This window comes from Rhodococcus sp. IEGM 1318 (genome assembly GCF_033142465.1).
Lineage (GTDB): Bacteria > Actinomycetota > Actinomycetes > Mycobacteriales > Mycobacteriaceae > Rhodococcus_F > Rhodococcus_F qingshengii_B.
This window is the reverse complement of sequence record NZ_JAWLSC010000002.1, coordinates 681,904-704,112: the sequence shown is the minus strand read 5'-3', so window position 1 is coordinate 704,112 and position 22,209 is coordinate 681,904. Positions and strand designations below refer to the sequence as shown.

Here is a 22,209-nt window from a genome sequence, read left to right as displayed (position 1 = left end):
GACCAACAGATGAACGATCACGACAGTGCCTACGACGGCCTGGTCGACGGCGACGGCCACGGTCAGTGGGCGTTCGGAACCAGCTTCGACGACCCCCTCGCCGGAGTCGACACCACGGTGCCGGATGACGTCGATCTCGGTGCTCTGGCGCGCTACTGCCTCATGCTCGGCGACGACGCGCTCGTCAGTTCGCAGCGCCTCGCCGAATGGTCGACGCGGGCACCGGAACTCGAAGAAGAAGTGGCTCTCGCGAATGTCGGCCTGGACCTGATCGGGCAGGCCAGGCTGCTGCTTGCTCGCGCGGCAGCAGCCGATTCCAATGTGGTTCCGTTCATCTCGGATACGTCACCGGTGCCGGCCGAAGATGCGCTCGCTTTCTTTCGTGATCAGTTCGGTTTCCGCAACGTGAGACTGGTGGAGCTCGCCAACGGCGACTTCGCGCACACGGTCGTTCGGCTACTCGTGTTCTCGACCTGGCGGCTGGCGCTGTTCGATCGGCTCCGCACATCGCGGGATCCGGTTCTCGCTGCCGTGGCGAACAAAGGTGTCAAGGAACTGACCTACCACCGCGACTACGCGGCAAGATGGGTCGTCACCTTGGGGGCCGGCACGGCAGAGTCCAAGCGCCGTACAGCCGCAGCCCTGCTCGAGATTTTCCCGTTCGTGGACGAACTCTTTGTTCCCACCCAGGACGAACTCGTTTTGGCAGAAGTTGGCGTCGGAGTGGATCCGCGTACTGTTCGGCCGGAGTTCGACGCTGTTCTTGTCCAGGTCCTGCACGCTGCCGAAATGGAAGAACCCCCCGCACGTTTCTCCGGTTTCGTCGGCGGCCGCGGTGGACGTGCCGGATTGCATACCGGGGCACTGGGACTGCTTCTCGCCGAAATGCAGAGCGTCGCTCGGGAGCACCCGGAAGGGGTGTGGTGACCGTGGCTGCCACTGCCGTCTCTTCCACTGCCGTCTCTTCCGCGCGGGAGATCGTCGCCTCGGTGATGGATCCGGAGATGCCACTGTTGACTTTGGTCGATCTCGGCGTCATCCGATCGGTCGACGTCGAAGCGAACTTCGTCTGTGTGACAATCACTCCCACCTATTCTGGGTGTCCCGCAATGGCGACGATGCGAGACGACATCGAGCACAAGCTGAACGATGCGGGATACGGCAGCGTCCAGATCAAGACTCAACTGTCGCCGCCTTGGAGTTCGGATTGGATCAGCGAAGAGGGGCTCGCGAAACTTCGGACGGCTGGGTACTCGGTGCCGGGGGCAGCGCCGCGCCGCACCTCGGGGCCGATCGCATTGACCTTGACGGCCAAGCCCCGCGGCATCCTCTGCCCCCAGTGCGGTTCGGCAAACACCAGACTGAGTTCGGAATTCGGTGCGACCCTGTGCAAAGCGCTGTATCGCTGCCTCGACTGCCTCGAGCCGTTCGATCACGTGAAGGAGATCTGAACAGATGAGTACCGCAACGACGAACCGGAACAAACCCTTTCACCCGTTGACGGTTGCCGGTGTCGAATCACTGTGCGACGACGCAGTTGCCGTCACCTTCGACGTGCCTGCCGATATCGCCGATCAATTCGATTTCGGCGCCGGGCAGTCACTGACACTGCGGCGGATGATCGACGGCGTCGAACACCGTCGTTCCTACTCGATCTGTGCGCCGGTAGGGGCGTCTCCACGTGTGGGGGTCCGCGAAGTAGCAGACGGACTCTTCTCCACCTGGTTGGTGCGCGACGTCAAGGCCGGGGATCAAATCGACGTCCAGGGTCCTTCGGGCAATTTTGTCGCCGATCCGGCACTGGGTGGACGGCACGTTCTGATCGCGGCGGGCTCCGGCATCACGCCTATGTTGTCCATCGCTGCAACACTTTTGGCGAACCCGGACGCCGATGTCACCCTGCTGTACGGGAACAGGCGGACGCGCTCGGTGATGTTCGCCGAAGAGATCGCCGACCTGAAGGACCGGTACGGTGCGCGTCTGGACGTCATTCACGTTCTCTCGCGCGAGCCGCGGGAGGTCGAGTTGTTCTCGGGCCGTCTCGACGCCGACCGGTTGCGTGAGATATTCACCTCGCTGGTTCCTTGCGACCAGGTCGACGGCTTCTGGTTGTGTGGCCCGTTCGGGATGGTCAACGACGCCCAGGAAGTGCTGGCCGGCTTGGGAATTGCCAAGGATCGCATCCATCACGAGCTGTTCTACGTCGACGACGTCGCTCCGCCGGTCGCGGTGCATCGTGAGCGCGGAATTGTCGGACCGAGCAGCGAGGTGACGATTACTCTCGACGGTCGATCGACCACCGCGACGTTGCCACGCGACCAGTCGATTCTCGATGCGGCCGAACAGTACCGCTCGGATCTGCCCTTCGCGTGCAAGGGCGGAGTGTGCGGAACCTGCCGCGCCAAGGTCACCTGCGGTGATGTCGAGATGCTCAGGAACTACGCACTCGAAGACTACGAAGTCGACGCGGGTTTCGTGCTGACCTGCCAGACCTTTCCTGTCGGTGAGCAGATAACAGTCGATTTCGACGCCTGACCGCCCGCACAGCGCCCTCACTGAGCCCACCGGAGACAATCATGACCGAACTCGCCACTGCTACTTCGCAAGAAATCGAATTTGCCAGTCGGGACCGCATTTCGACGCTCCAACTCGAGCGGATGCAATGGTCCCTGATGCACGCGTACACCAATGTTCCGCACTACCGCAAAGCTTTCGACGACGCCGGCGTTCACCCGAGCGACTTGAAGGACCTGAGCGATCTCGCGAAATTCCCCTTCACCACGAAAGCGGATCTGCGCGAGAACTACCCGTTCAAGATGTTTGCGGTGCCCCAGGACAAGGTCTCGCGAATTCACGCGTCTTCGGGGACCACCGGTCGCCCGACGGTGGTGGGGTACACGAGCAACGACCTGAACAACTGGGCCGATCTCATCGCGCGCAGTCTCTCGGCCGGCGGCGTGCGGTCTTCGGACAAGGTGCACGTGGCTTACGGGTACGGTCTGTTCACCGGCGGGTTGGGAGCACACTACGGTGCGGAGCGTTTGGGCTGCACGGTCATTCCCATGTCCGGTGGCATGACCGAGCGGCAGATCCAACTGATCGAGGACTTCGAACCCGACGCGATCATGGTGACGCCGTCGTACATGTTGACCATCGTGGATGCGATGATCAAGAAGGGTATTGATCCTTCGAAAACCTCGCTGCGGGTTGGAGTTTTCGGAGCGGAGCCGTGGACCGAACAGATGCGTACCGAGCTGGAACAACAACTCGACATGCACGCCGTCGACATCTACGGACTCTCCGAGATCATGGGCCCGGGCGTGGCAATGGAATGTGTGGAAACCAAAGACGGGCTCCATATCTGGGAAGACCACTTCTACCCGGAGATCATCGACCCGGTCACGGGTGAGGTGCTGCCGGACGGAGAGGAAGGTGAACTCGTTTTCACCTCGCTCAGCAAGGAAGCGCTGCCTATCATTCGCTACCGAACCAGGGACCTGACCCGTCTGTTGCCAGGGACGGCGCGCTCGATGCGACGGATGCAGAAGGTCACCGGCCGGACCGACGACATGATCATCCTGCGTGGAGTCAATCTGTTCCCCACACAGATCGAAGAACTGATCCTGACCGTCCCCGCCCTCGCGCCTCAATTCCAGTGTGTGCTGGAGCGTCCGGGTCGTATGGACACCCTGACAGTTCGCGTCGAGGCTCGCCCCGACGCGGCAATTTCGGACCATGCGGCAGCGTCGTCTGCATTGCAGAAGCTGGTGAAGAACAAGATCGGTGTCACGGTCGAGGTGAACGTTCTCGAACCCGGCGGACTCGAACGCTCGATCGGTAAGGCGCGTCGGCTGATCGACCAACGCCCGAAGGACTGAAACTACTCCAGGGCCATGCGGGTGGCGAAGATTCCGAGAATGCCACCGGCTAGCCACTTCTGAGCCCGCATCCATACCGGACGTGCCACGAGGAAGGTCGACACGGCCGCCGCACAGCACACGATCAACGCGTTGACGGTGACTGCGACCAGGATCTGCACGCCGCCGAGTACGAGTGCCTGTTGCCAGACCGGGCCAGCAGTGGGATCGACGAACTGGGGGATCAGGGCCGCGTACATCAGCGCAATCTTGGGATTGAGCAGATTGGTGGTCAACCCCATCCCGAACAGACGGCCGCTACCGTGGCGGTCGACTTCGCCCACCTCGAAGGCTGACTTCCCACCCGGCCGGAGTGTCGACCAGGCGAGATAGGCCAGATACAGGGCGCCGCCGATTTTCACCGCGGTGAACACCGCGGGTACGGCGAAGAGAACCGCTGTCAGTCCAGCGCACGTGGCGGCGAGGTAGACCAGGAAACCGGTTGCGACTCCTCCGAGCGAGATCAAGCCTGCCCGGCGGCCCTGGCTGATGCTGCGTGACACCAGGTAGATCATGTTGGGGCCCGGTGTCAGAACCATCGCCAGGGCTATCAGCGCGACTCCCGTCATCGACGCTGACGTGATCATGTCGGTCTCCCACTACTCGGTATGCATGTTTCGTCGAGTACACAAGGGATTGCCGTGGCGGGCCAAGGTCCAGTTCGCAGACAGTGGTCCGCTCAGGTATTGGCCCAGCTGTCCGGTCCGAAGACCTCGTAGTGGATATTCTGCGCCGGGACGTCCCGTTCGAGCAACGATGCGCGCATCGCCAACATGAACGGCATCGGCCCGCACAGGAAGGCTTGGGTATCGGGCTCCACCGCAATGTCTTGCAAATCCGCCCGTCCTTCGTGAACAGATCCGAACGCCACGTGCGTGCCGAGATCCTCGTACCAACGATGCAAAGTTGCGGCGGGAATCTTGTCGACGAGTGTGCTGAGTTCCGCGCGGTGAGCATGGTCCGCGATGGATCGATCAGCATGAATGACGGAGACCGAACGCTCGGCGCCGGTGTCCACGAGATGATTGAGCATCCCGATCATCGGTGTGCAACCGATTCCGGCCGACGCGAGTAGGAGAGGTGAGTTGTCATCCGGCATGGTGAGATCACCGAAAGGCGTGGTGACGGAGAGTTCCTGCCCTTCGAATACGTTGTTGTAGAGGAAGTTAGACACTTCGCCATCAGGAGTGCCGGAGATTCGCTTGACGCTGATCCGCCAGTCTGCGCTGCTCGGTATCGAACACAGGCTGTATTGGCGGATCTGGCGAGCGCCGTCGGGCAGCGTAACCCCGACCGAAAGATACTGTCCGGGTGCGAAGGTGGGGAGTGCACTGCCGTCGAGCGAAGTGAGCGTCAGGGAGACGGTATCGGCGGACTGAAGAACTCGTTCGCTGATCCTGACCGTGCGCCAGACGTCACCGGCTTCGACTCCGGCGAGCTGGTAGAGGCCACGCTCCATCGTGATGAGGGTTTCGGCCATCAGCCAGTAGACTTCGTCCCATGCTGCCGCGACATCGGGAGTGACTGCATCGCCGAGTATTTCGACGATTGCGGCGAAGAGGTGTTCGTGGACGATCGCATACTGGTCGGGGGTGATGCCCAACGACGCGTGCTTGTGAGCGATACGGGAAAGAATGAGATCAACCTTGGCGCTGTCGGGTTCGAGCTGTAGTGTCGCGAATGCTGCGATAGCGCCCGCGAGTGCTTTCTGCTGTTCACCCTGCTTCTGATTGCCTCGATTGAACAGATCGCGTTCGAGCTCGGGATGTGCGTCGAACATCTTGCGGTAGAACAGGGTTGTGATATCGCCGATGGCGGCGCCGACCACGGGAAGGGTGGCGCGAATGACCTCGGTTGACTGTGGGGAAAGCATGAGCTGCTCCGTTCGGTCGAAATTCGATTGATCAGCCTGCTTCGTCGCTCCGAGTGGTGAGGCGAAGCAGAACAGTCTTGGACGGCTGACGGATGACGTCTTCGATCGTGACCGCGTCGAGTGAGACGAAAAACGCTTCCTGCGCGTCACGCAATGCACTTCGAAGGAGGCAACCGCCGCGCAGTGGGCACGGCTTGTCGCCTTCGCAGTCGACGACCTCGCCTTGCCCTTCGAGGCGTCGGGCCAGCCAGCCGATGGTGGCGGTGCGGCCGAGTTCGGTGATGGAAAGCCCACCGCCGCGGCCACGTCTGGTTGTGACGATGCCCAACTCGCCGAGCCGTGTAACCACTTTGGTGGCATGGGAGTACGACACGTTGAGCTGCTGCGCAACATCCCGGGTACTGGGGGAGGCATCCGCGTCGAGTACGGCCAACCGCATGACGACGCGCAATCCCAGATCGGTGAACTGCGTCAGTTGCATGATCTGAACCTACATAATTCGTATCTGAGATGACTATTTATGTGAGGGGGATCTCGAGGTGCCCCAACCGGGGCGAACGGTACGTTTGGCGCCGTCCGTGCGCTGAACGTACCGTTCGCTCACAACCGGGTGGCCGAACCCCCGGCAACGGCGGTGAGAAAGTGGGGTGCTCGCCAGCCTCGCGCTGCAAATTCGCGGTTCACCGACGCGGTGACCTCCGCACCGCTTCCTTCCGGAACCAACGCGATGGCCGAGCCTCCGAATCCGCCGCCGGTCATCCGGGCGCCGATCGCACCGCCGCGTCGTGCTGCGGCAACGGCGACGTCGAGTTCTTCGCACGAGGCCTCGAAGTCGTCACGCAACGACGCATGGGATTCGTCGAACAGCTTTCCGACGTCACTGAATCTGCTGCTGCGCAGAAGTTCTGCGGTTTTCCGTGTCCGCTCGATCTCGGTCACGACGTGCCGTGCCCGCGCCCGGAGGATCGGATCTCGCACTGTCTCGGCTTGGTCTGCAGTAGCCTCTCGCAAGCTGCCGACGCCGAGAGCCTTTGCAGCGTCGACGCATTGGGAGCGGCGCAACCCGTACTGTCCGTCCGCGAGCGAGTGTTTGACCCGAGTGTCGACGACGATCAGTTCGAAGCCGGCATTGTGGAGATCGAATGGAATGGGTTCGGTGGATCCGTCCTGGCAGTCCAGCAGCAACGCAGTCGAGGGTCTGGCAAAGAGGGCAATGGTTTGGTCCATCCCGCCGGTCGGTGCGCCGACGCCCTCGTTCTCCGCTCGGATGCAAACCTTCACCAGCTGATCTCGGGTAAACGGCGAACCGTGAAGATCGTTGACGGCCAACGCAACAGAGCAGGTGAGGGCAGCGGAGCTCGACAGTCCGGCCCCGACCGGTACCGACGAGTCGACTGTCAGATCGATTCCACCGAGGGGAAGACCTTCGCGCGCCAGCGACCAGATGACGGCCGTGGGGTAGGCGGCCCATCCAGCTGCGATGTCGCCGACGGACCCGGAGTATGTCTTGTCGGATTGCCGACTGTGTACGCGCACGGTCCTGTCGTTGCGCAGCGCGGCGGCTACCAGTGTTCGCTGCTCGAGAGCGGCGGGCAAGCACAAGCCGTTGTTGTAGTCGGTGTGCTCGCCGATGAGATTGACTCGACCGGGCGCCGCCCAGACCCCGGTTGCCGGATATCCGTAGGTGTCGTGGAACTGTTGGAGCACGGATTCTTTCGAGACTGGATCCACTATTTCAACTCCCGTAGGCGGGCCGCGACTGCCTCGGGAATGGCGTCGTTCACCCAGGCGCCCATGGCGGACTCGGACCCAGCGAGGTATTTGAGTTTGCCTGGTGCGCGCAAGATCGAGAACAGCTGAAGATGCAGTCGACCCAGAGGTCGGTCGATGCGGACGGGAGCTTGGTGCCAGGCCGCGATGTACGGTACCCGGTCGACGCCCGGATAGAAGCGATCGACACGGCGCAGGAGATCTTGGTAGACGACCGCAAGTTCCTCGCGCTCTTCGTCGTTCAACGAGGGAAGGTCCGGGATGTCGCGATGCGGTGCCAGGTGAATCTCGATGGGCCATCGTGCGGCGGTCGGGACATAGGCGCTCCAGTGATCGCCGTCGTAGATCAACCGGGTCCGGTCCTCTCGCTCGAACGCCAGAACGTCGGCGAGTAGTGAGCGACCGGTGCGCTCGAAGTGTTTGTCAGCTTGCGTCAGCATCGATCGGGTGCGTGGCGTGACATACGGGTACGCGTAGATCTGTCCGTGCGGATGGGTGAGTGTCACCCCGATCTCTTCGCCGCGGTTCTCGAAGCAGAAGACTTGTTCCACAACTGGATCCGCCGACAACTCTTCGGTCCGAGAAATCCATGCGCCCACAATCGTGCGCATGCGTTCGAGCGGAAGTTCGGCCACGGACGCCGTGTGATCGCTCGAGAAACACATCACTTCGCAGTGGCCGACCGCTGGTCGATCACCCAAACCGTCTCCGGGACTGTAAGCGGCATCCTGGGGTGCCGACGCAAAGCTCGGAAACCGATTCTCGAACACGGCGACGTCGTAGTCCGCATCGGGTATTTCTGTAGGCGTGCGTGTTTCGGTGGTCGGGCACAACGGGCATTCGGCAGTGGAGGGGAGATGGGTCCGTGTCATGCGATGGGAGGCCACGGTGATCCACTCGCCGGTGAGCACGTCGTACCTCATCCGAGACGAGTGGTCGAGCGTCGGCAATTCGCGGGTATCTCGTGCGGTGTGGGCGCGATTACGGCCGGCATCGTCGAAGTAGAAGATCTGACGCCCGTCGGCGAGGGGGCGTCGGTGCGGGTTCCGCTCTGGCGTCATGCGTCGACTTCCCATTCCAGAACACCCTTGCTGACAACGGGTTTCCACACTCCGATCGTGGATCCTGACTCCAACGCAGCGGCATGGGCGGCCAGCATGACCGAGATGGACGCCCAGATCGGCCCGCCGTTGTCGGTGGCATCGGACGAATACTCGGTCACACAATGATGGAGTGCGCCGCTGCGCGTGTCCACGAAGTAGTGGTACTCGTCCAGCCCGGCAAAGGGAATGAACGAAGGGATGAACATGGTTGCGGCAGTGCCTGCGTCGCGTTGATCGTGTCGATCCATCTCGTCCTCGGCATAGAGGTCGGGATTCTCGTAGATCGTCTCGTCCCACGTTTCGAGGAGAGTGAGACGAACTTCGGTTGCGACGTCGATGGGGTAGAAGAACTTGTCGGGGAGCACGCTGCCGAGGAAGAGTCCCGTCTGGTCGTCGTGGGTCAGGCTGCCGTTGTGCACCCGGTACAGGTCGCGAAGTTCCTGAGGCCAGGTGACGCCGGTCGAGGCCTCGAATTCTTGGATAACGGCGTCACCGAGCCCTGGCTGAAACGCTGCAGCCGTCACCGGTGCGTGTGTACGGCACCACGCTTCGATTCGGCTCCATTCGTTTGCAACGCTCATGGGCTTTACGATACGTCCGAGTCAGGACCCGTGAATCAGGTACTGGAGCGTGTTCACCAGCTTTCGGTCCGAAGCCTCGGACTTTCGGCCGGTAATTCCCGAGCGGAGAACGGCGGAACCTTCGAGCAGGCTCACGATGGTCTGGGCCGTTGCGCTGAGGTCCACCGCATCCAGATCCGGTTGTGCACACGCAACAGCGCGCTCCACGTGTGCGATGTACTGCGCGTAGAAGTCTCGAACCACCACAGCCACTTCCTCGTCTGCCGCAGCAATCGCCCACACTTCGACGTACAAGCGCACTGTTGCCTCGTCGTCCTGTTCTCCGAGCAGGACTGCGATGAAGTGTTCGGATTCCTCGCGGGACAAACTCTGATCCGTATCGGTGACGACGGCAAGGCGATCCAGTGAACGGGTCAATGCACGTGACATCACTGCGCGGATCAGATCCGCACGGGTGGGGTAGTAATGCTGCAGGTGCCCCACCCGCACTCCGGCCGCGGCCGCGAAATCGCGCATTGCCGAGTTGGCATTGCCCTGCGTGGTGAGGACCTGTTCTGCTGCGTCGAGAAGTGCTGCCGCCCGGGCGGCACCCTTGGAGGGGGTCATGCCCGCAATACTGCCACCCCGAAGTTCTCCAACTCGGAGACGGTGCTGCGCGGGTTCGGAAGCGACTCGGGGAAAGCAACTCCCGGCCGAGTATCGCCGTCCAAGGCGCGTCTGACCGCGAGCGCGCCGCCCACCGCGGTGAGGTGAGCCTGGCCCTGCGGGTCGACGATCGTTGCGCTTGTCGTGCCGCGCGGGCCGGTGACATCGATGCGTACTTGCGCGCTCCCGCCCTTGCCGGGCGAGTACAGGAGTCCGCGTCGTAGCGGCGTGAAGCGATCGCCGCGACCCCAACGGAACAGACCCACCTTCTTTGCGGCAAGCAGGGCGGTAGTGGACGCATTTGAACTGAAACCGATTCGAGTACTGGCAGTTTCGGCACCCAGGGTCATGGGAAACGTGAATTGTTCCGGAGTGTCGATTCTTCCGACCTTGGTGCGCGATCCGGGGAAGTCGACCCAGCGTGTATCCGTCAACGGGCTGACGGTGATCGGGTTTCCTTGCTGCATCACCTCGAAATCCTGGCCGAGACGATCGATGAAGTCGACGGAGTCGAGCCCGGCAATGTCGTTGACGTCGTAGCGAATCGAGACGTCGATCGTGTTCGCGCCGCCCAGTTCCTCGGCCAGCGCTGCGGCGACGATGTTGGTGACTCCGCCCATCCATCCGGACGAGAGGTATACCGGTGCGCTCGGCGACATCTGACCCGCCAGAGTGGCGGCGCGAGCGACGCGGGATGTCCAGCGAGTGATATCCACGTAGGGGATTCCGGCCTCGACGGCCGCGGACAACACGCGGTCATGGGGATCGTTGACCGTCGACACGACTGCGCGTACCGACGCGTCGAAGGGGGTCGGGTCGATGAGGTCCCAACGACGAACGGAAGCGCCGTGACGGCTGGCCAGTTCGTTGCCTCGCTCGGGGGTGCGTCCGGTGAGGAGTAGCGGGAAGTCAGGGGCGAGCAAGGTGGTTAGGGCGCTGCCCACGGTTCCGTATCCGCCTGCTACGAGGATCGGGCCGTCGGCTGAATACTGCAATGAATCGGTCATGCACTCAACTCTAGGTCAAATGACCTAAAACGTCGAATGGGGTCTTCCCGGTGATCAGTCCCGGTGTCGCACGATGTTGACGACGTTGCCGTCGGGTGCCCGGACGAGGAATCGGCGAACACCCCACTCTTCGGTCGTGATGGGGTGCACGATTTCGTAGCCGAGCCTTCGGGCCTCTTCGTAGGCGCCGTCGACGTCGTCCGTGTGGACGGAGATGGCCGAGTCCTCGGCGGCAGTGGCGTCGTGCGTGACGAGCTGTACGTTCGCGCCGGTGTCGGGAGAGGTGTAGCGAGCAACCCACCCCATGTTGAACTCTTCGGTGCTCAGGCCGAGATAGTCGGAGTAGAAACCCTTGGCGGTTCCGACATCGGCGACTTTGAGATTGGCGGTGATGCGTCGTGCACGCATGTGGTTCTCCTAGCCTCGGCAACAGGTGCGCTCGATGATCGTCCGAAAGCGGAGTGATGTCGACTGTGCCGTACGAAGATTCGGGCTACCGGGCTGATTCGAACTGTTACTGCGGATCGAACGAGCTCACAGTTCCCCACCGCGAGAAGGGAAGGACGATCAATTGAACCTTGCCGATGACATTGTCGATCGGCACCGTTCCGCTGCGTTCGTCATCGAGATGGAATCGTGAATCCTTCGAATGGGCGCGGTTGTCGCCCATCACCCACAGATTCCTGTCGGGAACGGTGACCGGACCGAAATATCGCCCCTGACAAGGAATACCGTTGCCCGAGATGCGATCGTCGATGTACGGCTCCGTCAGCGGCTTGCCGTTCACTCTGAGCCCCTCTTCCTCGGACAGGCACTGTACGGTTTGGCCTCCAACCGCGACTACCCGCTTCACGAGGTCGTTTTCGTCCGGCGGGACCAAGCCGACGATAGACCCGAGCCCCTGAAACGCGCGAACCACCGAATTGTCGGATCGAATCGATTGATACTCGTCGTTCCAGGATTCGGGTCCCTTGAACACGACCACATCCCCAGGTTGCGGATTTCCGAATCGATAGCTGATCCTGTCGACGAGGATCTTGTCTCCCGTGCAGCCGGTGCATCCGTGAAGCGTCGGTTCCATGGACTCCGACGGGATCAGAAATATGCGTCCGACGAAGTTCTGAATGACAACACTGAGCACAAGTGCGACGACAACGAGGATCAGGATCTCACGCCACAGTGGGCGTTTTCTCCGGCGGTCAGCCACAGTCGATTCAGTCGATTCAGCCGAGTCTTCGTGGGCGTCGGATTCCGTCACACTCCCGACAATAGATGGCGCCACCAGTCGCCGGCCCGATACGAACCTTCTCGATTCGTGCGTCTACCTGCCGGCCGTCATGCTTCAGAATCTGATCACATCACACGCGAAGGTCCGGTCGGGGTCGGCAATCCACGCAGCCCTGACCCAAACATCCTGCCAACGAATCCCTTTCGCAGAGGCAAGTTGATCAACTCTCCGAGATTCAAGCGTGCGGCACGCCGGCGTCTCTGGTGATCGATTGGCGCAATCGTTGGAGAGAGATGGGCATTCTCCCACTGAAGCGTCCATCGGAGGCAGCGCCTCGTAAGGACAACTGTCGTACTTCCAGGCAATTTCTCTTGAACTTGGATTGACCGCACGAAAACCTGATGTTTGGGGGACAATCATCTGGGGCGATCACCTGGGGCGACAAGTCGAGGAGATGCAGATGTCCGAGGCCAAATCCGAAAGCACTGAGTCTCTTTCTGAGACGACACAGCCGACGGAGCCGTCGAAACAATCGGTGCTCAGGCGGTACTACCCGGCTGCTGTGCCCGTCATCCTCGGCTTGATCATCTATTTCATGCCTGTTCCGGACGGTGTGGATCCCAAGGGCATGCACATGCTCGGAATCTTCGTAGGAACCATCGTGGCGTTGATTTTGCAACCCCTGCCGACGGGTTCTGTGGCGCTGGTGGGCCTGTCGATCGCCATGATCACCCAGACCGAGACGCCGACAGAAGCGTTGTCCGGCTTCAGTAACACCACGATCTGGCTGATCGTCGCATCGTTCTTCATCGCCGAAGGCTTTCTGGTCACTGGACTCGGCAAACGGGTTGCACTCATGTTCGTGACAAAACTCGGTAAGTCGAGCCTCGGATTGTCGTACGGAATGGCGTTGACGGACTTGATACTTGCTCCGGCGACGCCGTCGAACACCGCCCGTGCGGGTGGCGTCGTCTATCCGATCATCGTCTCGCTGAGCAAGTTGGAGGACTCCAATCCCGAGCCCGAGGACTCTCGCAAGAAGCTCGGAGCATATCTGCTGCTCACGTCGCTGCAAGTCAATGTCGTGACCTCGGCGATGTTCATCACCGCCATGGCGGGTAATCCCGTCGCCGTCGATGCGGCTGCCAAGATCGGCATCGACATCTCGTGGGGCAAATGGGCGCTCGCAGCCTCGGTTCCGGGAATTGCGAGTCTCATCGCGATTCCGTGGGTGATGTCGAAGATCTTCCCGCCCACGATGTTGAAGACACCGAAGGCGCCCGAGCAAGCCAGGGAGGAACTCCGCAAGGCCGGCCCGATCAGTCGCAACGAGAAGATCATGGCCGCCACCTTCGTTCTGCTGCTGGTGCTCTGGTGCCTGGGCTCGCAGCTCAACGTCAATGCCACCACAACAGCATTCGTCGGAATCGGCATCCTGTTGGTGACCAAGGTGCTGACGTGGAATAACCTGGTCCACGACACCGGGGCTTGGCAGACGCTCGTGTTCTTTGCCGTTCTGGTCGGTATGGCAAGCCATCTCGAAGAACTCGGCGTGATCTCGTGGATCGGAACCCAGGTCTCCTCGAGCGTCGACGGTTTGCCGTGGATCTGGGCTTTCGCGATCCTGACCTTGGTCTACTTCTACGCGCACTATCTGTTTGCATCGAACACTGCGCAGATCGTCGCGATGTACGCGGTGTTTCTCGGCGCGGCGGTGGCAACCGGTGCACCGCCGCTGTTCTCGGCCCTGGTGTTCGGCTTCATCGGCAGCCTGTTCGGCGGTATCTCGCACTACGCTTCCGGTCCGGCCGGAGTGATCTACGGTTCCGGATACATCAAGACCTCGGAGTGGTTCCGAATCGGTTTCGTGATGAGCGTCGTGATCATCCTGATCTGGACGATCATCGGCGGTGCCTGGATGAAGCTGATCGGCGCCTGGTGAGGCTCAGTTGTCCTTGCGCCGCAATCCGAATCGCATCGATTCCTTGTTGACAGCGGCAATCGCGGTCAGCGGTATCTCCGCGGGACATACTTCCGCACATTCACCGTAGGTCGAGCACGGCCCGAAATCGGCCTCCATCTGGTGCGACATTGCTCGGGCCCGCTTGCCACGCTCGTTGCGGCCCTGCGTGACGAGAGACAGGTGGGTCAGTTTGGACCCGGTGAAGAGGTGCGCGGCACCGTTCGGGCAGGCTGCCACGCAAGCGCCGCAGCCGATGCACGCGGCGAAGTCCAGTGCAGCTTCGGCACTTTGATGTGAGAGCGGCTGACTGTCTGCGTCCGGCGCGGTTCCTGCATTGACCGAAACGTATCCACCGGCTTCGAGCACCCGGTCGAGCGCCGAACGATCGACGACGAGGTCTCGGACCACGGGAAAGGCTGCGGAGCGGAACGGCTCCAGTTTGATTCGGTCACCGTCGGAGAAGCTTCGTAGGTGCTGACGGCATGTGGGAGTGTTCGCAACCGGCCCATGGGGAATGTCGTCGACCGTGATGCCGCAGGACCCGCAGATCCCCTCTCGGCAGTCGGAATCGAAGGCGATAGGTTCGTTGCCACTCTCCACGAGTTGGTCGTTGAGTCGATCGAGGAGCTCCAGTAGCGACATCTCCACTGTGGCATCGTCCACCTGGTAGGTGTCGAATGTACCGGGCGATTCGGGTCCGGACTGGCGCCATACGTCCACGGTGATTTTCATACGTAGTTCCTCGTCTGCAGTGGAACAGCGGTGAAGGACAACGGCTCGTCGTGTCGAATATGTCTGCCGTCCTTGGCGGTTTCCCACGCGGAGACGAAGCACCAGTCCTGATCGTTTCGTTGCGCTTCGCCGTCGGGAGTTTGATGTTCGGCACGAAAGTGCGCTCCACAGGACTCGTCACGATCGAGAGCATCGACGCACATCAGTTCGGCAAGCTCGAGGAAATCGGCCACCCTGCCGGCCCTTTCCAGCTCCTGGTTGAACTGGTTTCCGCTGCCGGCAACTCGTAGGTTCGACCAGAAATCGCCTCGCAATGCTCGGATTTCGGAGATGGCCTTGGTCAAGCCCTCGGCCGCTCGGGTGACACCGCAACCCGCATAGAGGATCTCGCCCAGTTGTCGATGAAACCTGTCGGGACCGTGTGTTCCGCCGACCGAGAGCAGCAGGTCCACCCGACCACTCACGTCACTGAGCGTTGACGTCACAGCGGGATCGGACAGTTCGAGTGGAGTGGATCCGAGTAGCGGCGCAAGATAATTCGGAATCGCGTACGGGAGGGTGAACCAGCCGTCGACGCAGGCCGAGAGCAGCGAATTGGCGCCGAGGCGGTTGGCTCCGTGATATCCCCAGCCCGCCTCGCCTCCGACGAACAAGCCTGGGATGGAGGTCATCTGGTCGTAGTCGTTCCACAGTCCGCCCATGGTGAAGTGGGCTCCGGGGGCGATGCGCATCGGCACCGTGTACGGGTCTTCGCTGGTGGCATCGCGATACATCGAGAACAGATTTCCGTACCGCTCCTCGATGGTCTTACGGCCGAGCCGTGCCAATGCGTCGCGGAAATCCAGGTACACACTGTTTTTCAGAGGGCCGACGCCGTGACCGGAGTCGATTTGCTCGCGGGCGGCCCGTGACGAGACGTCGCGGGGAGAGAGGTTCCCGAACGCCGGATACTTGCGCTCGAGGTAGTAGTCGCGTTCATTTTCGGGAATGTCGCCGGGCTCACGATCGTCTCCTGGCCTGGCCGGTACCCAGATCCGACCGTCATTGCGCAGGGATTCGCTCATCAGAATGGTTTTCGACTGCCACTCGGAGTTGACGGGAAGTGCCGTCGGATGGAATTGGATGAACGAGGGTGAAGCCATCAGGGCGCCGCGTCGGTGCGCTCGCCATGCGGCGGTGGCGTTGGAGTTCTTCGCAAGTGTGGACTTGTGGAATACGGTGCCGTAACCGCCGGATGCCAGTACGACGGCATGGCCTGTGGTGGCGCCGATCTCACCGGTCACGAGATCGCGTGTGACTATCCCTTGTGCTCGGCCGTCTGAAACGATGAGATCGAGCATCTCGGTTCGGGTGTGAAGGTTGACCGTTCCGGCTGCGATCTGACGTTGCAGTGCCTGCGACGACGCTATCTGCAACTGCTGGCCTGTCTGCCCGCGCGTGTAGTAGGTGCGCGACACCTGTACGCCGCCGAACGATCGAGTGGCGAGAGTGCCGCCGTACTCGCGAGCAAACGGTGCTCCGATGGCATTCATGTGATCGATGACGCGTACGGATTCTTCGGCGAGTCGGAAGCAGTCGGCCTCACGGCCGCGGAAATCGCCGCCCTTGACGGTGTCCTTCACGAAGCGGGCGAGACTGTCGTTGTCCACTTTTCGAGCGCGAGCGGCGTTGATGCCTCCTTGCGCGGCGACGCTGTGTGCACGGCGTGGCGCATCGTGGAATGTGAAGGACTCGACGTGATAACCCAGTTCGCCGAGTGAGGCGGCGCAGGCCGCGCCGGCGAGTCCGGTGCCGACGACGATGACCGTGAACTTGCGCCGGTTGAGTGGGTTGACGAGCTTGTAGTCGAGTTTTCGGGTGGGCCAGGCGGTCTGCGGATCGCCGGCCGGGACCTTACCGTCCACTGGCGCCCCGATGATGCGCAGATCTTCGAGTTCGAAGCTGTTCACTTATGACGCTCCTGTCTTCGAGATGACGCCGGTCATCACTGCGATGGGGATCGACATGTTTCCGACCATCACGACGAGCGCAAAGATTCCGGAGAGTGCAACGGCAATCTGTCGCAGCCGTTGACCGGTCACACCGAGATCGTTGACCGCACTCCAGAGTCCGTGCGCGAGGTGCATTGCCAGTAGAGCCATCGCGACGATGTAGAACGCCGCCACGAGTGGACGCTCGAAGCTGGCGACCAGATTGTCGTATGCGTAACTCTGTGTGCGCGTGGCCGCTTCGTACTCGCTGCTGCCGATGGGTCGGGTTCCGGTCGTGAGATCGAGTATGTGGAAGATGATGAATAGCAGCAGCACTGCTCCGGTGACGGGCATCGTGCGCGCTGTAAAGGACTTGATTCCCAAGCCTTTACGTCGAAATTTTCCTCGCGCTCGGCGTCCGCGGGCGGTGAGCAGCCAGGCGCACCAGACGTGTGCGACCAATGACGCGAGCAAGACGATGCGAAGAATCCACAGAAGTCCCTCGTAGGGCAGGAAGGGTTCGAACACCGTTCGTAGCCAGTGTGCGTAGTCGTCGAAGTGATCGGCACCGGTGTAGACCTTCAGGTTTCCGATCATGTGGACGAGAACGAAAGCGGCGAAGATCAGTCCTGTCACGGCCATCAGAATCTTGCACGTGATGTTGGACGGCCGCGGTCGAGCTTGGAGTGAATCGCCGGTAGCTCGCGATACACGGGTCGGTGCACTCACAGACAAACCTCCCACGCCAGACTTGCCGGACAGGTGCCGTCAGCCTAAGCCCGATCGAGGTTTTCGGCCAACGGATCGGTGCCCGACTTGTCTGTTAATGCAGGTGAATGGGAATGCAGGGGTGCTCATTACCCGAAAGTAAGGAACCCGTGAACGATGTTTGACTCGACGTGGCGACGGTGGTCATGGCGCGCCGGAACGGCATCGGCCCTGGCAGTGGCCTTGTTTGCGGTGGGGTCGCCGGCTGGTGCGCAGGAGATTGTCGACCTGGCCGGCGTGTCCAACCCGTTGGTCGTGAAGGCACTTCAGGGCGCCGACATCCCGACCGAATTGACTCCCCTCGGGCTCTCGTCAGACGATCCGTGGTTCGACGAGCCTGCAATCGAGCCCGGCACCGCCCCAGGCACTCTTCTCAAGGCGCGTCCGGTGAGCGTTCAGGTCTACCAGGTCAGCCCGGACGTCGTTTCGGCTCACCAGCTCATGTACACGGCCACTGATCACTTCGGTCGGCAGGTGATCAGCACCGGGATTCTGATAATCCCCGAGGACGGCACTGCACCAGGTGAACGCAAGATCATCGGGTACGCCGAGGCGAACGACAGCCTGGGCGCGAACTGCGCGCCCAGTCATCAGTGGACCGGTGGCAACCGGAGCGACCCCGCGTTGTTCTCGGCGCTCGGCCCGGTGGCCCAGATGTTCGGTCACGGCAGAGAATGATCGCTCGCTTGCCGGACATGTTGCGGTCCATGCTGTCGACTCTGGCGATTACGGTCAACTGAACTCGGCGGTGGCGGGGCCTCGGGGTCCCGCCACCGCCCGTGAACTCGTCGGTCAGGCTTGGCTCAGCTCCGCTTGCATGCGCGCTGAGTCCTTGCCGACAGTGCGGGTAGCCAGGTAGATGAATGCCGCGGTGAGTGCCAACATGATCGGCACGAGATACATGGCCGAGTTCAGCCCGTCGCCGGCGTACTGAGCCAACTTCCCTGTACCGGCATCGGCAAGCGCGCGTTTGGCGAACCAGTCCGAGATCGCACCCACGGCAACTGGTCCCGAGAATCCGCCGAGAAGGTACATGGCAGCGAAGAACAACGCCGTCGCAGTGCCGCGGAGCCTGGGAACCACGACGTCGTGAATGGCAGGGTAGACGCTGATGTAGAAGCCGTAGGCCAACAACCAGCCGGCTGAGAACAAGAGAGTGAACATCACGACGTTATTGCCGTGCTGCAACAGCGCCAGTGCCGTGAAAGGTGCTGCCAATGCCGAGGTTCCGACACCGATCATCAACCGTGCGCGCGGCGAGCGTGCGCTGGCCTTGTCGGCGTACTTGGCGCCGAGAACCAATCCGATCAGACCGGTGATACCGACGATGATGCCGGTGACCGATGCCGCAGCAGTCAGTTTCAGGTGGTACTGGCGCATGAGCAGCGGAACGACAAACGAATTCACTGCGTAGGCGGCGAAGTTGAACGTCAGCCCGGCAAGGATGAGCCAACGAAGCGTGGGAATTGCGAGCAGGCGACGGATCGGACGGGTGATCGGTGCCTGTGAAACAGCGGCTGCGCGGGCCTCCGGACTTTCGGAACCACCACGAACCGGATCTGCCATGCGGTAGAGCACGACTGCCAGCAGGACACCGGGAATCGCCGCGAGGAAGAACGGTGCACGCCAGCTGTCGAATGCCTCGGCGATCTTGCCGACGGTGAAGTAGGCGAGCATGAGGCCAATTGGCAAACCGAGCATGAAGACACCAAGTGCGCGTGAGCGTCGCTCCGCCGGGTAGATATCACCGATCATCGAGTTGGCTGCGGGTGTGAAGGTCGCTTCGCCCACACCGACGCCTAGACGCGCGAGGATGAACAGCACATAGCTGCCGGCGGCACCGGTTGCTGCCGTCAGTCCGCTCCACACCAGGAGTCCGATCCCGATGATCTTGGGACGGTTCTTCGTGTCGGCCAACCGGCCCAGCGGCAGTCCGGCGATCGCGTAGACGAGGGTGAAGGCAGAGGTGATCAATCCCAATTGCAAGTCGCTGAGCGAGAACTCGTTCTTGATCGGCTCGGCGACGACCGAGGGGATCGCCCGATCGAAGAAGTTGAGCATGTTTGCGAGAAACAGTGCGACGAGTGTGCCGCCGAGAAGTTTGTCACGGGTTCCGACAGGGGCGCCGTCGACTGACGGCAGCGGCGGAGCGTCTCGTTGAATTGACATGGTTGTTCCACCCTTTTCGCGAGTGCTGAATGAATTGTGCTGGGGAGGGGCTCAGGACAGCGCGTCGGCGACGGCGTTGCCGATGGCCTGCATTCCGACTGCGGTGGGATGCAGTGGAACCGCCGGCTGGGTCGGGACGATTCCGGTGTAGAACGCGGTTGACGGATCCGTGCAGATGTCATGTCCGGCAGTGGCTTCGGTGATATCGATGTACTCGACGTCGTGACGGGCAGCGGTCGCTGCCATGACAGTGTTGCCGTAGTCGATCACACTCTGGAGATAGTCGGCGTCGCGCGGCCAGAACGGCTGGGTGCCGGGGCATCCGCCGGTGGCGATGTATGTCCCGTACCCGATCACGACGATGCGCGCCGATGGTGCACGGTCGCGAACCGATTCGATCATGGAACTCCAACCTGCGGAGGCATTTTCGATCATTTGTCGCTGTCGATCTACGCCACCCGCGGTGAACTTGTCACGGCAGGAGGTTCCGGTGGGTTCGGGAAGTGGATTGACACAGCTCAGAACTGTCGGGAACAACGAGATGTCGTTGGCGCCGATGGTGATGGTGACGAGGTCGGTGTCAGGACCCAATGCTGTTGCCTGCGGCGGTACTTGACCGGAGAACGTCGATTGTGCGGTGTCCGTGACGTTGGCGGATCGCGCCGACGAGCAGGTCACGTCCGTGAGTTGAGCGCCGAGTCTTTGCGCCACTACGGAAGGGTAGTTGTCGAGTGATCGTAGGCAGCCTGGGGACGACGAGTCCTGTGCGTTTACCAGTGGGCCGGCCGCCGCGGAATCGCCGAGCGCGACGTACTGGACAGCACTGTCAGACGTCTCGGCGCTCGATACGCCGGTCCCGATGGCGGCGATCGAACCGGCAGTGACGACGCCTGCCAGAAGGGCTGCGCTGCGCGTCTTCCACGTCACTCGAGGCTCCTATTGGTCGAAAGTGAGACTTCCAGTTACGCCACCGATTGTGAATTCGAGAGTGGCGTGGGTTACATAGTGATAGGAAAAAGGCAGGTCGACCTTGTGGTGGCAATTCAATTCTGTGGAGGGTTTTGTGTCTGGAAACAAAGATTTGCCGTTCGAGCCGATAGCGGTTGGTGGCAGATCTCTGGCCGATCGCTTGGCGCAACGCACCCATCCGCTGGTCATGGCGACGGTCGACCTGGTTCACCGCGACGTCACCTTCTACCGGTTGCTCCCAGACGAGGCGTTGCGTAACGACGTCACCACTATCGTGAGGCGAAACCTGGAACTGTTCATCTCGATGCTCCGGACGGGCGCAGATCTGGCGCCCGAGTTGCTCGCCGACATCAGCGAATCGGCTCGTCAACGGGCGCAGGAATTGGTTCCGCTCGGCGAGGTGCTGCGCGCATATCACCTGGCAGCAGGGTTGTGGTGGGAGACGATCAGCGAATGGGCAGTTCCGGAAGACGGTGTCGCACTTGCCCGCACCGGACGACTCTTGAATGCATACACCGCGGCCTCCACGTCCGCGGTTCTTGCCGGCTACGGTTCCGACCACGCCACCCAGACGGACGAGGATTCGGCGCGAAGGTCGCTGTTTGTAGCGCTTTCGACGGGTGTCGATGTGGATCGAGTCTCCGACGAGGTGGGGATCAGGTTGGCGCGCCTGTACTGGGTGGTGGCGCTGCACGTCGAGCGGAACGACGACGAGTCCTCGACCGAGGTGGACACTGCCGTCGCGGAGCGGAGAAAGGTGCGCCACCTGCAACGCGAGCTGGATCAGGTGGGGCGGGACAAAGCCCTCGGAGTGCTCGGGAGCAGTGGCGGAGCCGTGCTGATCCCTATTGTGGAATCGGAACCAGCAGGGGGAAACTGGGCGTCGAGCCCGCAGTACCTGACGCTGTGTCGACGGTTGGGGGACCTCGAGAAGGTGATCGGTGCATCCACAGTGGCCGCCGTACATCTCGCCGCACCGGTCGCAGTTCCTGCAGCCGTGACTCAGGCGCGCGAGGTGCTGGACGTCGCCCGAAAGTACGGACGTACCAGTGGCGTAGTCCGTCTCGAAGATCTTGCAGTCGAGTACCAATTGACGCGGCCCAGCGCTGCCCTACCGATACTGGCAGATGTGTTGTTGCCGTTGGAGTCCGATAGTGCGGTACTCGAGACGCTCGAATCTTTCATCGACTCCGGATTCGATCGAGCCGCCACCGCCCGGCAGCTACATGTACATCCGAACACAGTGGTGTACCGCCTACGAAAGGCGAGTTCTCTTACAGGACTTGATCTTTCGTCTCCGAAGGATCTCGTGCAAGTCGCCATGGCGCTGGGAGCGCGTCGCGCAATCGGAATGGAGGCGGACTCTTCCCGAATGTGATGCGTCTGCGGTTCTCGGTGAACGAGCCGGAGGGCTGGCGATCCGGCCGGGGCACATGGCCAGGCGCTGTATGCGGGGCCACCCATACACGGTTCGAGTGGTCCGCTCATCGACGACCCGGCAGAGCTTGTCGGTT

The 22,209-nt window shown here is 61.7% G+C and carries 22 protein-coding genes; 7 read left to right on the top strand and 15 right to left on the bottom strand.

Annotation, left to right across the window (positions count from 1 at the left end; translation table 11 throughout):
* Positions 1–9: 9 nt before the first annotated feature.
* The 4 genes from paaC (at position 10) to paaK (ending at position 3,878) form a co-directional block, all read left to right on the top strand.
* Positions 10–927, top strand: a complete 918-nt coding sequence (gene paaC / locus R4P65_RS07700; protein ID WP_317826047.1) for a 1,2-phenylacetyl-CoA epoxidase subunit PaaC — start codon at positions 10–12, stop codon at positions 925–927.
* A gap of 65 nt (positions 928–992) precedes the next feature.
* Positions 993–1,451 carry a 1,2-phenylacetyl-CoA epoxidase subunit PaaD gene (gene paaD, locus R4P65_RS07695; RefSeq protein WP_317826141.1) on the top strand — a complete coding sequence of 153 codons (459 nt, stop codon included), beginning with the start codon at positions 993–995 and terminating at the stop codon, positions 1,449–1,451.
* 4 nt (positions 1,452–1,455) lie between these two features.
* Positions 1,456–2,535: a 1,2-phenylacetyl-CoA epoxidase subunit PaaE gene (paaE, locus tag R4P65_RS07690; protein ID WP_317826046.1), complete on the top strand. Its 1,080-nt coding sequence runs from the start codon at positions 1,456–1,458 to the stop codon at positions 2,533–2,535.
* A 41-nt stretch (positions 2,536–2,576) separates the two neighbouring features.
* Positions 2,577–3,878: a phenylacetate--CoA ligase PaaK gene (paaK, locus tag R4P65_RS07685; RefSeq protein ID WP_317826045.1), complete on the top strand. Its 1,302-nt coding sequence runs from the start codon at positions 2,577–2,579 to the stop codon at positions 3,876–3,878.
* 2 nt (positions 3,879–3,880) lie between these two features.
* Here the strand turns inward: paaK and R4P65_RS07680 are convergent, their stop codons facing one another.
* The 10 genes from R4P65_RS07680 to lepB all read right to left on the bottom strand — a co-directional run bounded on the left by R4P65_RS07680 (position 3,881) and on the right by lepB (position 12,154).
* Complete coding sequence (locus R4P65_RS07680; protein ID WP_230817299.1) at positions 3,881–4,504, bottom strand: LysE family translocator; 624 nt, start codon at positions 4,502–4,504, stop codon at positions 3,881–3,883.
* A gap of 92 nt (positions 4,505–4,596) precedes the next feature.
* Positions 4,597–5,790 (bottom strand): globin domain-containing protein, encoded by a 1,194-nt coding sequence (locus tag R4P65_RS07675; RefSeq protein ID WP_317826044.1) that lies wholly within the window; start codon positions 5,788–5,790, stop codon positions 4,597–4,599.
* A 31-nt stretch (positions 5,791–5,821) separates the two neighbouring features.
* Positions 5,822–6,271 carry an Rrf2 family transcriptional regulator gene (locus R4P65_RS07670; protein ID WP_317826043.1) on the bottom strand — a complete coding sequence of 150 codons (450 nt, stop codon included), beginning with the start codon at positions 6,269–6,271 and terminating at the stop codon, positions 5,822–5,824.
* Positions 6,272–6,390: 119 nt separating this feature from the next.
* Complete coding sequence (gene galK / locus R4P65_RS07665; RefSeq protein ID WP_317826042.1) at positions 6,391–7,521, bottom strand: galactokinase; 1,131 nt, start codon at positions 7,519–7,521, stop codon at positions 6,391–6,393.
* A complete protein-coding gene (galT, locus tag R4P65_RS07660; RefSeq protein ID WP_317826041.1) occupies positions 7,521–8,621 on the bottom strand; it encodes a galactose-1-phosphate uridylyltransferase in 1,101 nt (366 codons plus the stop codon). The genes galK and galT overlap by 1 nt, the downstream gene beginning before the upstream one ends.
* On the bottom strand, positions 8,618–9,244 hold the full coding sequence (locus tag R4P65_RS07655) for an SMI1/KNR4 family protein (RefSeq protein WP_317826040.1): 627 nt from the start codon (positions 9,242–9,244) through the stop codon (positions 8,618–8,620). The genes galT and R4P65_RS07655 overlap by 4 nt, the downstream gene beginning before the upstream one ends.
* 21 nt (positions 9,245–9,265) lie before the next feature.
* Positions 9,266–9,850, bottom strand: coding sequence for a TetR/AcrR family transcriptional regulator (locus tag R4P65_RS07650; protein WP_095972813.1), 585 nt, complete (start codon positions 9,848–9,850; stop codon positions 9,266–9,268).
* Positions 9,847–10,896 (bottom strand): saccharopine dehydrogenase family protein, encoded by a 1,050-nt coding sequence (locus R4P65_RS07645; RefSeq protein ID WP_230817304.1) that lies wholly within the window; start codon positions 10,894–10,896, stop codon positions 9,847–9,849. Before R4P65_RS07645 ends, R4P65_RS07650 begins: the two co-directional genes overlap by 4 nt.
* A 54-nt stretch (positions 10,897–10,950) precedes the next feature.
* The gene (locus R4P65_RS07640) at positions 10,951–11,304 is read right to left on the bottom strand and encodes a VOC family protein (protein ID WP_230817305.1); all 354 of its coding nucleotides are present in this window, start codon (positions 11,302–11,304) and stop codon (positions 10,951–10,953) included.
* A gap of 106 nt (positions 11,305–11,410) precedes the next feature.
* The gene (gene lepB / locus R4P65_RS07635; protein ID WP_411742519.1) at positions 11,411–12,154 is read right to left on the bottom strand and encodes a signal peptidase I; all 744 of its coding nucleotides are present in this window, start codon (positions 12,152–12,154) and stop codon (positions 11,411–11,413) included.
* 430 nt (positions 12,155–12,584) lie between these two features.
* On the opposite strand from lepB, the gene R4P65_RS07630 reads away from it, so the two are divergent.
* Positions 12,585–14,066, top strand: a complete 1,482-nt coding sequence (locus R4P65_RS07630; protein ID WP_317826039.1) for an anion permease — start codon at positions 12,585–12,587, stop codon at positions 14,064–14,066.
* A 3-nt stretch (positions 14,067–14,069) separates the two neighbouring features.
* Here R4P65_RS07630 and R4P65_RS07625 read toward each other — a convergent pair whose 3' ends face one another.
* Genes R4P65_RS07625 through R4P65_RS07615 form a run of 3 tightly spaced genes read right to left on the bottom strand, consistent with a single transcriptional unit; the run spans position 14,070 to position 17,518 of the window.
* Entirely contained in the window at positions 14,070–14,819 is a 750-nt protein-coding gene (locus R4P65_RS07625; protein ID WP_317826038.1) for a succinate dehydrogenase/fumarate reductase iron-sulfur subunit, read from the bottom strand.
* The gene (locus R4P65_RS07620) at positions 14,816–16,768 is read right to left on the bottom strand and encodes a fumarate reductase/succinate dehydrogenase flavoprotein subunit (protein ID WP_317826037.1); all 1,953 of its coding nucleotides are present in this window, start codon (positions 16,766–16,768) and stop codon (positions 14,816–14,818) included. Before R4P65_RS07620 ends, R4P65_RS07625 begins: the two co-directional genes overlap by 4 nt.
* On the bottom strand, positions 16,769–17,518 hold the full coding sequence (locus R4P65_RS07615) for a succinate dehydrogenase cytochrome b subunit (RefSeq protein WP_317826036.1): 750 nt from the start codon (positions 17,516–17,518) through the stop codon (positions 16,769–16,771).
* 156 nt (positions 17,519–17,674) lie between these two features.
* On the opposite strand from R4P65_RS07615, the gene R4P65_RS07610 reads away from it, so the two are divergent.
* Positions 17,675–18,235: a hypothetical protein gene (locus tag R4P65_RS07610; RefSeq protein ID WP_317826035.1), complete on the top strand. Its 561-nt coding sequence runs from the start codon at positions 17,675–17,677 to the stop codon at positions 18,233–18,235.
* 114 nt (positions 18,236–18,349) lie between these two features.
* Here R4P65_RS07610 and R4P65_RS07605 read toward each other — a convergent pair whose 3' ends face one another.
* Both R4P65_RS07605 and R4P65_RS07600 read right to left on the bottom strand, forming a co-directional pair.
* Positions 18,350–19,726, bottom strand: a complete 1,377-nt coding sequence (locus R4P65_RS07605) for an MFS transporter (protein ID WP_317826034.1) — start codon at positions 19,724–19,726, stop codon at positions 18,350–18,352.
* 51 nt (positions 19,727–19,777) lie between these two features.
* A complete protein-coding gene (locus R4P65_RS07600) occupies positions 19,778–20,653 on the bottom strand; it encodes an SGNH/GDSL hydrolase family protein (RefSeq protein WP_317826033.1) in 876 nt (291 codons plus the stop codon).
* A gap of 136 nt (positions 20,654–20,789) precedes the next feature.
* Here R4P65_RS07600 and R4P65_RS07595 point away from each other — a divergent pair, with 136 nt between their 5' ends.
* Complete coding sequence (locus R4P65_RS07595; RefSeq protein ID WP_317826032.1) at positions 20,790–22,073, top strand: helix-turn-helix domain-containing protein; 1,284 nt, start codon at positions 20,790–20,792, stop codon at positions 22,071–22,073.
* The last annotated feature ends 136 nt before the right edge of the window (positions 22,074–22,209 follow it).

Bases quoted from the DNA above. Each gene is read 5' to 3' on its own strand.
- paaC (WP_317826047.1), top strand. From the start codon at position 10: ATGAACGATCACGACAGTGCCTACGACGGCCTGGTCGACGGCGACGGC.
- paaD (WP_317826141.1), top strand. From the start codon at position 993: ATGGATCCGGAGATGCCACTGTTGACTTTGGTCGATCTCGGCGTCATC.
- paaE (WP_317826046.1), top strand. From the start codon at position 1,456: ATGAGTACCGCAACGACGAACCGGAACAAACCCTTTCACCCGTTGACG.
- paaK (WP_317826045.1), top strand. From the start codon at position 2,577: ATGACCGAACTCGCCACTGCTACTTCGCAAGAAATCGAATTTGCCAGT.
- R4P65_RS07680 (WP_230817299.1), bottom strand. From the start codon at position 4,504: ATGATCACGTCAGCGTCGATGACGGGAGTCGCGCTGATAGCCCTGGCG.
- R4P65_RS07675 (WP_317826044.1), bottom strand. From the start codon at position 5,790: ATGCTTTCCCCACAGTCAACCGAGGTCATTCGCGCCACCCTTCCCGTG.
- R4P65_RS07670 (WP_317826043.1), bottom strand. From the start codon at position 6,271: ATGCAACTGACGCAGTTCACCGATCTGGGATTGCGCGTCGTCATGCGG.
- galT (WP_317826041.1), bottom strand. From the start codon at position 8,621: ATGACGCCAGAGCGGAACCCGCACCGACGCCCCCTCGCCGACGGGCGT.
- R4P65_RS07655 (WP_317826040.1), bottom strand. From the start codon at position 9,244: ATGAGCGTTGCAAACGAATGGAGCCGAATCGAAGCGTGGTGCCGTACA.
- R4P65_RS07650 (WP_095972813.1), bottom strand. From the start codon at position 9,850: ATGACCCCCTCCAAGGGTGCCGCCCGGGCGGCAGCACTTCTCGACGCA.
- R4P65_RS07645 (WP_230817304.1), bottom strand. From the start codon at position 10,896: ATGACCGATTCATTGCAGTATTCAGCCGACGGCCCGATCCTCGTAGCA.
- R4P65_RS07640 (WP_230817305.1), bottom strand. From the start codon at position 11,304: ATGCGTGCACGACGCATCACCGCCAATCTCAAAGTCGCCGATGTCGGA.
- R4P65_RS07630 (WP_317826039.1), top strand. From the start codon at position 12,585: ATGTCCGAGGCCAAATCCGAAAGCACTGAGTCTCTTTCTGAGACGACA.
- R4P65_RS07625 (WP_317826038.1), bottom strand. From the start codon at position 14,819: ATGAAAATCACCGTGGACGTATGGCGCCAGTCCGGACCCGAATCGCCC.
- R4P65_RS07610 (WP_317826035.1), top strand. From the start codon at position 17,675: ATGTTTGACTCGACGTGGCGACGGTGGTCATGGCGCGCCGGAACGGCA.
- R4P65_RS07605 (WP_317826034.1), bottom strand. From the start codon at position 19,726: ATGTCAATTCAACGAGACGCTCCGCCGCTGCCGTCAGTCGACGGCGCC.